This is a genomic window from Pigmentiphaga sp. H8 (assembly GCF_003854895.1).
GTDB lineage: Bacteria > Pseudomonadota > Gammaproteobacteria > Burkholderiales > Burkholderiaceae_B > Pigmentiphaga.
This window is the reverse complement of sequence record NZ_CP033966.1, coordinates 770,427-783,896: the sequence shown is the minus strand read 5'-3', so window position 1 is coordinate 783,896 and position 13,470 is coordinate 770,427. Positions and strand designations below refer to the sequence as shown.

Sequence of the window (13,470 nt, the reverse complement as noted above, 5' to 3'; positions counted from 1 at the left end):
CGTCCTGCTTGACCTTCGAGATTTTCGGCCAGACGGTTCATCCCCGCTCTCGCGGGGAACACAGATCGCCGTTGATGTCGTTGAGCACTTCGACCGGTTCATCCCCGCTCCCGCGGGGAACCCGCGAGGGATGCCGAATGTATCAACGTACATCCCGGTTCATCCCCGCTCCCGCGGGGAACCCTCCAACCATAAGCACTTGTTTTAAAAAGAAAAAACCGCCCCCACAAAATCCACCGTTTTTTTTCAACAAGCCACGCCGCCCAACAGAACAACCGCTGTCATCGCCAAACCATCATACTCAACCCGCCCCGCTTCTATCCAATTCACGCGCGCCGATCGGCACTCGCTCTCCCTTCACGCCCACGCTGGACCGCCAGCCCGCGAAAATCCAGCCCCCCAGATCCAGCTGACGGACAAAGGCGCAAGCGTTTTTCGGAGAAATTCAGCGTATCCTAGTCAGCTGATTTTTCTTCTCTTGTGTTAGAGCAGCATGGCTAGCCTGTCACGCGACGAACAGATCGCGGCACTGCGCCGGGATGGTCTGGTGGTGGTGCGCAATTTCCTCGATGCCGATGCGTGCGCGGCGCTGCTGCAGAGTGCGCGTGCGCAGCTCAACGCTCATATCGAGCCCATCGAGTACGAAGCGGACCTGGGCTACCCGGGCGCCCCGACCTCGCGCGAGGCCGAGGGCGGGCGGACGGTGCGGCGGCTGCTGGATGCTTGGTCACGCGACGAAGCCTATCGGCAGTACGCGACCTGTGCGCCCATCCGCGACTGGATGGCCGCCTATTTCGCGGAACCGGCCAAGCTGTCGCTGGCCCATCACAACTGCGTCATGACCAAGCATCCGCGCTACGGCACGCTCACGGGCTGGCACCGCGATTTCCGCTACTGGTCGTTCCAGCGCGACGACATGGTCTCGATCTGGCTGGCGCTGGGCGACGAAGTGGATCGCAACGGCGCGCTGCATCTGGTGCCGGGGTCTCATCGGGAAAGCTTCGATGCCTCGCGTTTCGACGAACGCAAGTTCTTCCGTGACGACCTCCCGGCCAACCGGGCGATCATCGAGCGCGCCATCGTGCCGGAACTGCGTGCCGGCGACGTGATGTTCTTCCACTGCAATACCCTGCACGCGGCCGACCGCAACGCCACGGACGACGTGAAGTTCTCGGTGGTGTTCACCTACCATGCCGCCAGCAACCGCCCCCTGCCCGGCACCCGCTCGGCCGCCAAGGGCAGCATCAGCCTGGAAGGCAGCTAGCGCGCATGCGCGCGCAGTTCCTGGGCCGCCAGTTCGTCGGCCAGCGCGCTGGCCTGCAGCAGAAACAGTGAACGGTCGTCGCGGCGGCGGCTGACGATTACCGGCGAGGTGAATCCCGGGCTGTCCAGCGGCACATAGGCGATGTCTTCGCGCTGCAGGCGCTGCACCGACGCGGGCACCACGGTCACGCCCAGGCCGGCCGCGACCAGCCCGATCGCCGTCTGCAATTCGTTGGCTTCCTGGACCACGTCCAGGCCATGCCCCGCCGCCCGGAACAGGCCCAGCACATGGTCGGCATAGCTGGGCCTGGGGCGTGCCGGATACAGGATGAAGGGCTGCTTGGCCAGCTCGGCCGCCCGCACCCCGTTCCGGGTACGCCTGGCCAGCGGATGGGAGCGCGCCACCACCGCCACCAGCGGTTCGGCCATCAGTACCTTGCGCTCGATGTCGGGATCGTCGAACAGGATGCGCCCGAACCCGATGTCGATGCGCCCCGCCTTGAGCGCTTCCATCTGCTGCAATGTCGTCAGTTCCGACAGGCCCACTTCGACGTGCCGGTCCGCGCCCCGCAGGCGGCGGATCAGTTCCGGCACGAATCCGTACAGCGTGGAGGGCACGAAACCCACGCCGAACCAGCGCCGCCCCTGCTGCCCAAGGCGCCGGGTGGCCTCGGTGATTTCCTGGAAGCGCGCGGTCAATTGCAGCGAGTGTTCGAGCAGGAAGCGGCCGGCCTCGGTCAATCGCAGCGATCGCCCGGTTCGCTCGAACAGAAGCACCCCGAGCTCGTCTTCCAACGCGCGTATCTGGCGGCTGAGCGGCGGCTGCGCCATGTGCAGCTTCTCGGCGGCGCGGGTGACGTTCATTTCCTGCGCCACGGCCTGGAAATAACGGAGTTGCCTGACGTCCATCGATACTTTTTAGGTATTGAAAACGCCAAATATAGTCTTGGACGCAGGAAAAATCGACTTCCATACTGACTTCCCGAATCACAATGAACCGGAAAAGTATGGCTTTCCCCCATATCGAGTCGATCGAGGCCATCCTGGTCGACCTGCCCACCATCCGCGCCCACCAGTTGGCGATGACGGTCATGAACGTGCAGACGCTCGTCATCGTGCGTCTGCGCTGCTCCGACGGCGTGGAAGGGTTGGGAGAAGCCACGACCATAGGCGGCCTGAGCTATGGCGAGGAAAGCCCCGAGGGCATCAAGCTCGCCATCGACACCTACCTGGCGCCGGCGCTGCGGGGGCAGGATGCCTCGAACGTGCTGGCCGCGGCGCAACGCATGAACCGGGTGGCGCGCGGCAACACCTTCGCCAAGTCGGCGCTCGAGACGGCGCTGCTGGACGCTCAGGGCAAGCGGCTGGGCGTACCGGTCTCGACGCTGCTGGGCGGCGCCGTGCGCGATACGGTGCCCGTGCTCTGGACGCTGGCCAGCGGCGATACCCGGCGCGACATCGAAGAGGCCGAATCCCTGCTGGCCGCGCGGCGGCACGATACCTTCAAGCTGAAGATCGGCCGCCGTTCCGTGGCCGAGGACGTGGCCCACGTGTGCGCCATCAAGGAGGCGCTGGGGGCGCGGGCGCGCGTGACCGTGGACGTGAACCAGGCCTGGAGCGAGTCGCAGGCGGCCACCGGCATCGCCCGGCTGGAGGCGGCCGGCGTGGACCTGATCGAACAGCCGCTGCCCCGCGCCCACCGGGCCGGCATGGCGCGGCTGGCGGCGCGCTTCGTCGTGCCCATCATGGCCGACGAGGCCGTCCACAGCCCCGAAGACGCCATGGACCTCGCCCGCCAGGGCGCGGCCGACGTGCTGGCCTTGAAGATTTCCAAGTCGGGCGGCCTCTACGAAGTGCTGCGCACCGCCGCCGTCGGCGATGCCGCGGGCATGGCGCTGTATGGCGGCACCATGCTGGAAGGCAGCATAGGCACGGTGGCCGCCGCGCACGCCTTCGCCACCCTGCCCCGTCTTGAATGGGGCACCGAATTGTTCGGCCCCTTGCTGCTGGTCGACGACGTCGTCCAGCAACGCCCCGCCTACCAGGAATTCTCGATGACGCTGCCCACCGGACCCGGACTGGGATTGGCGCTCGACGAAGACAAACTCAGGCGCTATCGCCGCGATCGCTGAAGCGCCATCACCAGGAGAGTCACATGTTGTTCCTCGTCCGCATGGATGTCCGCCTGCCGCCGTCCATGCCCAAGGAAGAAGCCGACACGCTGAAAGCCACTGAAAAGGCCTATTCCCAGGATCTGCAACGACAGGGCAAATGGCCGCAGCTCTACCGCGTGGTGGGCGAATACGCCAACTACAGCATTTTCGACGTGGCCGACAACGACGAGCTGCACGCCCTGCTGTCGTCGCTGCCGCTGTTTCCCTACATGGAGATCCACGTCACGCCGCTGGCCCGCCACCCCTCGTCCATCCACTGAACGCCACCGGCGGCCCATCCGTATCTACTATTCATATCGGAGACAACGATGAAACCCCTGCACAAGACAACCGCCCTGGTCCTTGCCGCCCTGTTTGCCCTGCCGCTCGGCGCGGCCGCCGCGGGTGACAGCTATCCGGACCGCTCCGTCCGCTGGATCGTTCCCTTCCCGCCTGGGGGCGCCATGGACAACATCGCCCGCACGCTGGGCGAAGCCATGGGCAAGAGCCTGGGCCAGTCCTTCGTGATCGAGAACCGCGCGGGCGCCGGCGGCAACATCGGCGCCACCTCGGTGGCGCGCGCCAAGCCGGACGGCTACACCATCATGATCGTGGCCAACGGCATGGCGGTGAACCCCGCGCTATATCCCGACATGGCCTATGACCCCGTCAAGGATTTCGCGCCCATTTCGCTACTGGCCGTCGTGCCCAACGTGCTGGTGGTCAACCCCCAGCGCATCCAGGCCAAGACCGTGCCGGAAGTCATCGCGCTCGCCAAGGCGCATCCCGGCAAGTACACCTATGCCTCGGCCGGCGTGGGAACTTCCATCCACCTGGCCGGAGAACTGTTCGCCAAGATGGCCGGCGTACAGATGCTGCACGTGCCCTACAAGGGCAGCGGCCCGGCGATCGCCGACATGCTGGGCGGGCAGGTCGACTACATGTTCGACAGCATCACCTCGTCCAAGCCGCACATCGACGCCGGCAAGCTCGTCCCCATCGCGGTCACCACCAAAAAGCGGTCGGCCGCGCTGCCCAACGTACCGACAGTGGCCGAAGCCGGCCTGCCCGGCTATGAACTGACGCCGTGGTTCGCCGCCTTCGCGCCGGCGGGTACGCCGCCCGCCGTCATCGACAAGCTGAACCGGGCCATGCGCGACGCGCTCAAGACGCCCAAGGTGCAGGGCACCCTGGCCTCGATCGGCGCCGAACCCATAGGCGGATCGCCCGCCGAACTGCGCGATTATCTCGCCGCGGAAATCAAGAGCGGACGCGAGCTGATCGAATCGCGCGGGATCAGGATGGAGTAAGGCGCGGGCCCGGGGGCTGTTTCCAATGCGCATCCTCGCGCATAATGCGCCGTTCATCGAAGCGGAACCTGCGGAGACAGCCCCATGAAAATAGAAACCCTGGCGGTACACGCCGGCTACAGCCCCGAACCCACGACCCACGCGGTGGCCGTGCCCATCTACCAGACGGTCGCCTACTCCTTCGACAGCGCGCAGCACGGCGCCGACCTGTTCGACCTGAAGGTGCCGGGCAACATCTACACCCGCATCATGAACCCCACCACCGACGTGCTGGAAAAGCGCGTGGCCGCGCTGGAAGGCGGCGTGGGCGCGCTGGCGCTGGCCTCGGGCATGGCGGCCATCACCTATGCGATACAGACCATCGCCGAAGCCGGCGACAACATCGTCGCGGCCAGCGCGCTGTACGGCGGCACCTACAACCTGTTCGCCCATACCTTCCCGCAGCAGGGCCTGGAGACACGCTTCGCCGACCCGTCCGACCCCGCCTCGTTCGCCCCGCTGATCGACGCGCGGACCAAGGCCATCTTCTGCGAATCGGTGGGCAACCCGCTGGGCAACGTCACCGACATCGCCGCGCTGGCGGACATCGCGCACGCCCACGGCATCCCGCTGATCGTGGACAACACGGTTCCCAGCCCCTATCTGTGCCGGCCGTTCGAGCACGGCGCCGACATCGTGGTGCACGCGCTGACCAAGTACATGGGCGGCCACGGCAACAGCATGGCCGGCGCGATCGTCGACAGTGGCAAGTTTCCCTGGGCCCGGCACAAGGACCGCTTCCGCCGGCTGAACGAACCCGACGTCTCGTACCACGGCGTGGTCTATACGGAAGCCCTGGGCGAGGCGGCTTTCATCGGCCGCGCGCGTGTCGTGCCGCTGCGCAACACCGGCGCCGCGCTGTCGCCCTTCAACGCCTTCCTGGTGCTGCAAGGCATCGAGACCCTGCCGCTGCGCATGGACCGCATCTGCGACAACAGCCAGGCCATCGCCCAATACCTGCAGGATCACCCGAAGGTGGGCTGGGTCAACTACGCCGGACTGTCCAGCCACCCCGACCACCATCTGGCACAGCGCTACATGGGCGGGCGCGCCTCGGGCATCCTGTCGTTCGGGTTGAAGACCGGCGGCCGCGAAGCCGGCGCCCGGGTGCTGGATGCGCTCAAGCTCTTCACGCGGCTGGTCAATATCGGCGACGCGCGCTCGCTGGCCACGCATCCCGCGTCCACCACCCACCGCCAACTGGATGCCGACGAACTGAAGAAGGCCGGTGTGAGCGAGGACATGCTGCGGCTGTCCATCGGCATCGAACATCTGGACGATCTGATCGCCGACCTGGACCAGGCGCTGGCCGCGGCCTGACCCACAAAGCAGGCAGCCGAGAGGCTGCCTGCGGCAACGGCTCAGGCCGCCGCGGGCGGCACGAAGGTCTGCCAATAACCCGGCCGCGAGGCCTGGTCGCCGTAGGAGGCCAGCCGGTCGGCCGCCACGCCCAGCAGATCGACGGCGCGCTTGCCCCGGCTCTGCACGTACGCGTCCAGCTCGCGCACGCTGCGGGCCAGCACCTCGTACCCCCCGGTGAACACCGCCGAGGTCATCTCGGTGGCGCAGGCGCCGGCCAGCAGGAACCGGGCGACGTCATGGCCGCTGCGCGCGCCGTTGGTGGCCAGCAGGGGGTAGTCCGGCCCCAGCCGCTTGCGGCTCAGCGCCAGCCAGCGCGCCGTCAGCGGCAGCGCCCAGCCGCCGCCCAGAGCCGCGGAAGTGCCCAGCACGGGCGCCTCGGTGTCGAGATCGGGCAGGAAGCCCATGAAGCGCCCCATCATCACGACCGCGTCCGCGCCCGCCTGCCTGGCCGCGTCGGCCAGGGCGGCGACGTCCTCGCTCTGCCCCGTCAGCTTGATCCAAAGCGGCAGCCGCGTCGCGGCGCGCAACGTGCGGACGATGGTGGTGATGCGTTCGCTGCTGCGTTCGAGCACGATGGCGCCGCGCGCGGCTTCCTCGCCATGGGGCGCGCCGATGTTCACTTCCAGCACCCGCAGGCCCATCTGCTCGATGGCCCGCGCATAGCGCGCGCACTGGTCGAGATCGCTCAGGATCAGGCTGGGGATGACGTAGGCGTCCTGCGCCGCGGCTTCGCGGTCCAGCGCGACCAGTTGTTCCATCCAGGGCTCGAACTCCAACTGGATCAGGCCCGAGCGGCACAACAGCTGCGCATCGGCCGGCGGCGCGAAATTCCACGGCAGCCGCTGCCAGTCGCTGCCCAGCAACGCGTAGTCGGTGCGGTCCAGCTGCTGCTTGGCCGCAGCCGATTCATTGACGGACTTGGCGACCACGGCGCCCACGCCCGCCCGCAGGGCAGCGCGAATACCGTCGGCCGTCATGGTGTGTTCCCCCGATCCGCAGATCACGGGGTTCTTCAAGGGCAGCGACCCCACTGCCACTTCGAGTCTGGACATGGAATTCTCTCGGATTGCGGCGGGGCATGCCCCCGGCCGCTTCAATTCTTCCCGGCGCCGGCCAACCCCAGGTGCTTGTAGGAAACCCCGTTCAGGCGCTCGGTCAGCGCGGCCGCCGCCTGCTGGACCAGCTTCACCATGCCGGGCGGCGGCGGCGAAGGCACGTCCTTGCTCGCGCCGATCACGCCTATGATGCCCATCAGTTCGTCGCCCTTCTCGGCGCCCCGGAAAATGGGCGCGGCCAGCACGTTGATGCCTTCGAGCACCTCGCCGTTGGCTTCTTCGAACAGCCGCTCGCGTATCAGCGCCAGGCGCTCCAGGATGCGTGCCGGCTCGACCATGGACCGGTCGGTATAGGCCTGCAGTTCGCGCCGCAGGATCTTGCGCTGCGTGGCCGGATCGCAGTAGGCCAGCACGATCCGGCCCTGGGCCGAGCAGTGATGCGGCACGCGGTTGCCGGGCTTGACGGTGATGCAGACCTGGTTGGTCGACTCCACCGACGAGATGACCAGCGCCGAGTCCTCGGTAACCGCGGACAGCAGCGCCGTCTGGCTGGTCTGGTCGCGCAGCTGCGTTAGGTAGGGATCGGCGATCAGCCTCAGGTCGAACTGCTCGCCCGCTGCCGTTCCGTAGGACACCAGCTTGGCGCCCAGCCGGTATTTCTCGCTGACCAGGTCCTGTTCGACGATGCCGAGCTGCCGCAGGGAAGCCAGGTGCCGGTAGACGCGCGGCTTGGGTTCGTCGATGGCCAGCGCCAGCTCGGTCACGCCCAGCGGGCGGCGCGCCGCGGCCAGTTGATCGAGTATCGTGAAGACGATGGCCACCGACTCCAGCAGCGCGGGGCCCGCCCCCTTGGCCGAGGTCGCGGGTGCTTCCGGTTCCGTCTTCTTTGCGGCGCTGGTCCTCATACCTCTCCTCAGATACCCATCAGGGCGGATGCGTTCGTGGAAGTCATTTTACGAACTTCCGCCTCGGTGTAGCCCAGGTCCAGGCAGGTCCGGATCACGTGGCGGAAACCGTCCACGATCCGCGGATTGCCCTGCTGGCCGAGATCCGACCCCAGTATGGTCCGGTCCACCGTGCCGGCCTCGATGATCTGGCGCAGGAACTCCGGTTCGTAGAACTTGAACTTGGAGCCGGGCACCCACATGCACATCGAATGCTCCATGTAGACCCCGTCGCGCGCCAGCACCTTCATGTCGTCGAGCGTGGCGTCCACCACATAGGTGGGATGGTTGACCAGCAGGCGCTTGACGCCCCGCTTGCGGGCCTCGTCGAACAGCGGCCAGATCTCCGAGATGTGCAGATGCCCCGCCGACAGCACCACGTCGGCCTCGGCGATCAGGTCGAGGATGTCTTTGACCTCCTCCTTGAGCCTGCCGCCGGCATCCAGCACCGTGAGCGGCACCGGATCGATCATCTTCTTCTTGGTCTGCGGGAATTTCTCGGTGAACTTGTGATCCTGCTTGTGGTGGTCGATGTGATTGGCCGACGAGAACGTCGGCATCCACACCAGGCGCGCGCCCAGCTTGATGCCATGCTCGACCGCGTGCACGTTCAGGCCGCCCACCGAGTTGTTCAGCGGCACGCCCGACAGCATGAGCACGCCCAGGTTGCTGAAATGCTTGTTCAGCAGGTAGGTGACCGGGGTGGCCGAATAATAATGGTCCTTCAGCAGCACGGCCTTCAGGCCGGCCTCGGAGGCTTCCCGCATGGCCTCCAGGTGGTCCAGGTAGCGGGCCATCACCGACGGTCCGCTGTGGCAATGCAGGTCGATGGCGCCCTGCACGAGGTTTTCGACCCGGGGGTCCAGCTCGGTGGCCGGGGTTGCGACGGCGGAAGTATTCATGGTTTGCACTCCAATGTTTGAAGAAAGGCCGCGCGCAGCCAGCTCTGGTCCGAGCCGATCACGAACAGGCTGACGCCGCGGGCGGCGTAGGCGGCCCGCGCGCCGGCATCGGGCAGGAAAATGCCCACGGCGACCCCGGCGGCCGCGCCGGCCTGGATCACCTTGTCGACCGCCTGCGCGACCAGCGGGTGATCGAGCTCCGTCACGCCATAGGACACCGCCAGGTCCGCGCGCCCGATGAACAGGCAATCGACGCCGGGCACGGCGGCGATCGCGGCGATGTTGTCCACGCCCGCGCGGTCCTCGATCTGGCACAGCACGCTGGCGCCGGCATCGGCCTCCTGCATGTGGCGAGCCATGGGCAGCGCGCCATATCCGCCCGAGCGCGGCGAATTGCTGTAGCCGCGCACGCCGCTGGCGTAGCGGGTCCGCGCGACGATCTCGCGGGCGCACTCGGCGTCGACCACGTGCGGCACCAGCACGCCCGCCGCTCCCATGTCCAGCACGCGCAGCACGCTGGCGGGGCCGGGATCGGGCAGACGCACGACCGCCGCGGTGCCGGCGGCGCGGGCAGCCAGCACGCACTGGTCCAGCTGGGCCGGATCGAACACGGCATGCTCGGCATCCAGCACGACGAAGTCCAGGCCGGCGCCGCCGGCGATCTCGACGTGCTGGTACGCGGGCGTCTTGATGAACGTCCCGCTCAGCGGCGCGCGCTCGCGCAGGCGGGCGCGGAACGCGTGGTTCACGGTGGCCATGGTCACTCGAACTCGGCGCGCTGGTACTCGACCAGGTGCTTGTAGTCTTCCCGCAGCGGCGCGAACACGTCCAGGTTCAGGACCACTTCGTCTCCCACGGGCTCGGCATAGTGCATCACGTGCGGCGGGATGCGGATCATGCTGCCCGGGCCGCCCTCGACCACTTCGTCGCCCAGATGGAAGCGCACCCGCCCCTGCACGATGATCACCAGTTGTTCGAACGTGTGGCTGTGCGGATTGGTATCCATGCCCGGCGTGAGCCAGTTCATGACGCACATCACGTCGTCGCCGCGAAAGCCGACCCGCTCCACGCCCTTGCGCACGGTTTCCCGGGCCAGGTCGTTCCAGTTATGCAGATTCGCCAATGCCATACCGCCTCCTTGAGTTCGCTTCATTGCACCGTGACGCCCGCGGTTTCCAGCAGCTTGCTCCAGCGCGGGATGTCCAGCTTCAAGCGCGCCGTGACGCGGTCCGGCGTACCGCCTTCCGGCTCGGCGCCGATGTCGGTGATGCGGCGGCGGACGTCTTCCTTGGCCAGCCCCTCGTTCAGGGCGCGATTCAGCTTCTGGATGATGGCTGCCGGCGTGCCGTGCGGCGCGTTCAGCGAGAGCCAGGAACTGGCGTCGAAACCGGGATATCCCAGCTCGGCCACGGTGGGCACCGACGGCAGCATGTTGGAACGCTTGGGTGTGGTCACCGCCAGGGCGCGCAGCTTGCCCGACTTCACCAGCGGCGTGGCGGTCGGCACGATGTCCATCATCACCTGCACGTTGCCGCCGACCAGGTCGGTCAGCGCGGGCGAGCTGCCCTTGTAGGGCACGTGCATCCAGCTGACGCCGGCCACCTGCTGGAAATACTCCCCCATCAGGTGGTTGATGCTGCCGCTGCCGGCCGACCCCATGGCCAGGGGACGCGAACCGGACTTGGACAAGGCGATCAGCTCGGCCACGGTGTTGGCCTTGAGCGCGGGATTCACCACCAGGATGCCCGGCGTGCTGGCGTACCAGATCACCGGTTCCAGCCGCTCCAGCGGATCGAACTTGCGTTCCTTGAACAGTGCCGGGCTGACCGTCAGCGGCCCGGCCGCGCCGACCGCGAGCGTGTAGCCGTCGGGCGCGGCTTTCGCCACCTCCTCCATGGCCAGCAGGCCGCCCGCGCCGGGGCGGTTCTCCACGATCACGGCCTGGCCCAGGCTTTCGTTCAGCGACTGCGCCATCAGGCGGCCGACGATGTCGACCGCGCCGCCCGGGGCGAACGGCACGATGAGCCGGATGGGCTTGGTGGGATAGGTCTCGGCCACCGACACGCCACAGGCAGCCATGCAGGCAAGGAAAATGGCGCCGCCGCGCCAGGCGGGGGCGGGGAAAAGCCGCGGGAATGACATGGTGCGTCTCCTTGTTCGAGTGTGAGCGCCCCCCTGCCTGCACGGCATGGGCGCGAGATTCCGGGAACGGGGGAAAGGCGGGGAGATTGCGGACCGAGGGGCCTGCTCCCGCCTCTCATTTGTTCTTTTAAAAAGAAAATAATTTCTTTGTGAGAAACATGGTAAAGAGCCGGACCAGGGGTGTCAAGCGCCCGCGCAGGCGATGGACGAAAAAAAACGAGGCCCGAAGGCCTCGTTCTCGGCAGCGGAACCGGGACGCGTCAGGCAACGCCCGCCGCGTGCGCCTGCTGGTCGGCGTGGTAGGACGAACGCACCATCGCGCCCACGGCGGCATGGGTGAAACCCATGGCGTAGGCTTCGCGCTCGAACATCGCGAAGGTGTCGGGATGCACGTAGCGCAGCACCGGCAGGTGATGCTCGGAAGGCTGCAGGTACTGGCCGATGGTGATCATGTCGACGTTGTGCGCGCGCATGTCGCGCATCACCTGCAGGATCTCCTCGTCGGTCTCGCCCAGGCCCAGCATCAGGCCGGACTTGGTCGGCACGTCGGGATGCAGGGCCTTGAATTCGGCCAGCAGCTTGAGCGAATGCTCGTAGTTGGATCCCGGGCGCGCCTGCTTGTACAGGCGCGGCACGGTTTCCAGGTTGTGGTTCATCACGTCCGGCGGGCCGGCGTTCAGGATGGCCAGCGCGCGGTCCAGGCGGCCGCGGAAATCGGGCACCAGGATCTCGATGCGGGTCGAGGGCGACAGTTCGCGCGTCTTGGCGATGCATTCCACGAAATGGGCGGCGCCGCCGTCGCGCAGGTCGTCGCGGTCCACCGAGGTGATCACGACGTAGTTGAGCTTCAGCGCGGCGATGGTGCGGGCCAGGTTCAGGGGCTCGTCGGTGTCCAGCGGATCGGGACGCCCGTGGCCCACGTCACAGAACGGGCAGCGGCGGGTGCACTTGTCACCCATGATCATGAACGTGGCCGTGCCCTTGCCGAAGCACTCGCCGATGTTCGGACACGAGGCTTCCTCGCACACCGTATGCAGGTTGTGTTCGCGCAGGATGCGCTTGATATCGTAGAAACGCGACCCCGGGGACGCCGCCTTCACGCGGATCCACTCCGGCTTCTTGAGCCGTTCCACCTGCACGACCTTGACGGGAATGCGCGAGACCTTGGATTCGGACTTCTGCTTCTGCAGCGGATCGTAGGCCGGTGCCGCCACGGGTGCGTCGGCATTGCCGCCCACGGCGGACGTTTCGGGCACAGAGCTCATCGACTGGTTCCTGTTCGGCGTGACCGGGGTAGAACCGGGGGCCGGGATTAGTAAAGACCCTTATTCTACCGCCGCCGGCGCCGGGGCGGCCAAAGCCCCTGCCGGCGCCTGGGCCGTCAGGGCCTGCTCCAGATGGCGCGCCAGGCGGTTGCCGGCCTCTTCCAGACTGACGCCGCAGCCGCAGGAAGCCAGGTCTACCGTCCGCAATCCCGCGTAGCCGCAAGGGTTGATCCAGGTGAAGGGCGACAGGTCCATCGCCACGTTCAGCGCCACGCCGTGATAGGTACAGCCGCGATGGACCTTGATGCCCAGCGCGGAAATCTTCGCCAGTTCCAGCGCGGCCTCGGGCGGCCGGGGCCAGTCGACGTAGACGCCGGGGGCGTCCGGCTTGCGGCGCGCATCGGGCAGGCCCAGGCCGGCCAGCATGTCGATCACCGCCTGCTCCACCCGCGCCACGTATTCCTTCACGAAGTACCCGGCCCGCTTCAGGTCCAGCAGCACGTAGGCGACCACCTGCCCCGGGCCGTGGTAAGTCACCTGCCCGCCGCGATCGCTCTTGACCACGGGCACGTCGCGCGGCGCCAGCACGTGCTCGGGCTTGCCGGCCAGGCCCAGCGTGAAGACCGGCGGATGCTCCACCAGCCAGATCTCGTCCGGCGTCTCGGGCCCGCGCGCGGCCGTGAAGGCCTTCATGGCCTCCCAGGTCTGGTGGTAATCGGCGGGAGCCGGCAGCCAGCGGATCAACATGCGGCGCTACAGCACGTACTTGACCATGGGGTGCGAGGTCAGCTCGCGGTACAGGGCGTCCAGTTGCTCGCGCGAGGTGGCCCGCACGATGAAGGTCAGGCCCAGGTAATTGCCGCCCGAACTGGGTCGCTTTTCCACCGACTCGGGGTCGAATCCGGGATCGTGGCGCAGGACCACCTCGGTCAGCACCGCGACGAAATCGGGATGATGGGCGCCCATGACCTTGATCGGAAAGTCCGACGGGTATTCGATCAGCGAGTCGGGAGTTTCAGGTAAGTCTGCCATGAT

At 67.1% G+C, this 13,470-nt stretch carries 15 protein-coding genes; 5 read left to right on the top strand and 10 right to left on the bottom strand.

The features are described from left to right. Window positions 1–493 precede the first annotated feature (493 nt). A complete protein-coding gene (locus EGT29_RS03835) occupies window positions 494–1,264 on the top strand; it encodes a phytanoyl-CoA dioxygenase family protein (protein ID WP_124687774.1) in 771 nt (256 codons plus the stop codon). Here EGT29_RS03835 and EGT29_RS03830 read toward each other — a convergent pair. Beyond that, a complete protein-coding gene (locus tag EGT29_RS03830; RefSeq protein WP_124687773.1) occupies window positions 1,261–2,172 on the bottom strand; it encodes a LysR family transcriptional regulator in 912 nt (303 codons plus the stop codon). The genes EGT29_RS03835 and EGT29_RS03830 overlap by 4 nt on opposite strands. Before the next feature lie 98 nt (window positions 2,173–2,270). Here EGT29_RS03830 and EGT29_RS03825 point away from each other — a divergent pair, with 98 nt between their 5' ends. The 4 genes from EGT29_RS03825 to EGT29_RS03810 all read left to right on the top strand — a co-directional run bounded on the left by EGT29_RS03825 (window position 2,271) and on the right by EGT29_RS03810 (window position 6,085). Beyond that, window positions 2,271–3,395: a muconate/chloromuconate family cycloisomerase gene (locus tag EGT29_RS03825; RefSeq protein WP_124687772.1), complete on the top strand. Its 1,125-nt coding sequence runs from the start codon at window positions 2,271–2,273 to the stop codon at window positions 3,393–3,395. 23 nt (window positions 3,396–3,418) lie between these two features. Then, entirely contained in the window at window positions 3,419–3,697 is a 279-nt protein-coding gene (gene catC, locus EGT29_RS03820) for a muconolactone Delta-isomerase (protein ID WP_124687771.1), read from the top strand. 48 nt (window positions 3,698–3,745) lie between these two features. Next, on the top strand, window positions 3,746–4,726 hold the full coding sequence (locus EGT29_RS03815; RefSeq protein WP_124687770.1) for a tripartite tricarboxylate transporter substrate binding protein: 981 nt from the start codon (window positions 3,746–3,748) through the stop codon (window positions 4,724–4,726). 84 nt (window positions 4,727–4,810) lie between these two features. Beyond that, complete coding sequence (locus tag EGT29_RS03810; RefSeq protein WP_124687769.1) at window positions 4,811–6,085, top strand: O-acetylhomoserine aminocarboxypropyltransferase/cysteine synthase family protein; 1,275 nt, start codon at window positions 4,811–4,813, stop codon at window positions 6,083–6,085. A gap of 41 nt (window positions 6,086–6,126) precedes the next feature. Here EGT29_RS03810 and EGT29_RS03805 read toward each other — a convergent pair whose 3' ends face one another. The 9 genes from EGT29_RS03805 to EGT29_RS03765 all read right to left on the bottom strand — a co-directional run bounded on the left by EGT29_RS03805 (window position 6,127) and on the right by EGT29_RS03765 (window position 13,467). Continuing rightward, complete coding sequence (locus EGT29_RS03805) at window positions 6,127–7,179, bottom strand: dihydroorotate dehydrogenase (protein ID WP_124687768.1); 1,053 nt, start codon at window positions 7,177–7,179, stop codon at window positions 6,127–6,129. A gap of 41 nt (window positions 7,180–7,220) precedes the next feature. Next, on the bottom strand, window positions 7,221–8,087 hold the full coding sequence (locus EGT29_RS03800; protein WP_124687767.1) for an IclR family transcriptional regulator: 867 nt from the start codon (window positions 8,085–8,087) through the stop codon (window positions 7,221–7,223). A gap of 8 nt (window positions 8,088–8,095) precedes the next feature. Further along, window positions 8,096–9,028: a DUF6282 family protein gene (locus tag EGT29_RS03795; protein ID WP_124687766.1), complete on the bottom strand. Its 933-nt coding sequence runs from the start codon at window positions 9,026–9,028 to the stop codon at window positions 8,096–8,098. Then, the gene (locus EGT29_RS03790) at window positions 9,025–9,786 is read right to left on the bottom strand and encodes an HpcH/HpaI aldolase/citrate lyase family protein (protein WP_124687765.1); all 762 of its coding nucleotides are present in this window, start codon (window positions 9,784–9,786) and stop codon (window positions 9,025–9,027) included. Before EGT29_RS03790 ends, EGT29_RS03795 begins: the two co-directional genes overlap by 4 nt. Before the next feature lie 2 nt (window positions 9,787–9,788). Continuing rightward, window positions 9,789–10,157: a cupin domain-containing protein gene (locus tag EGT29_RS03785; RefSeq protein ID WP_124687764.1), complete on the bottom strand. Its 369-nt coding sequence runs from the start codon at window positions 10,155–10,157 to the stop codon at window positions 9,789–9,791. 20 nt (window positions 10,158–10,177) lie between these two features. Then, entirely contained in the window at window positions 10,178–11,170 is a 993-nt protein-coding gene (locus EGT29_RS03780) for a tripartite tricarboxylate transporter substrate binding protein (RefSeq protein ID WP_161567688.1), read from the bottom strand. 260 nt (window positions 11,171–11,430) lie between these two features. Next, a complete protein-coding gene (lipA, locus tag EGT29_RS03775) occupies window positions 11,431–12,435 on the bottom strand; it encodes a lipoyl synthase (RefSeq protein WP_124687762.1) in 1,005 nt (334 codons plus the stop codon). A 60-nt stretch (window positions 12,436–12,495) separates the two neighbouring features. Further along, on the bottom strand, window positions 12,496–13,182 hold the full coding sequence (gene lipB, locus EGT29_RS03770; RefSeq protein ID WP_192901792.1) for a lipoyl(octanoyl) transferase LipB: 687 nt from the start codon (window positions 13,180–13,182) through the stop codon (window positions 12,496–12,498). A 6-nt stretch (window positions 13,183–13,188) separates the two neighbouring features. Continuing rightward, complete coding sequence (locus EGT29_RS03765; protein ID WP_124687761.1) at window positions 13,189–13,467, bottom strand: DUF493 family protein; 279 nt, start codon at window positions 13,465–13,467, stop codon at window positions 13,189–13,191. Window positions 13,468–13,470: the final 3 nt, after the last annotated feature.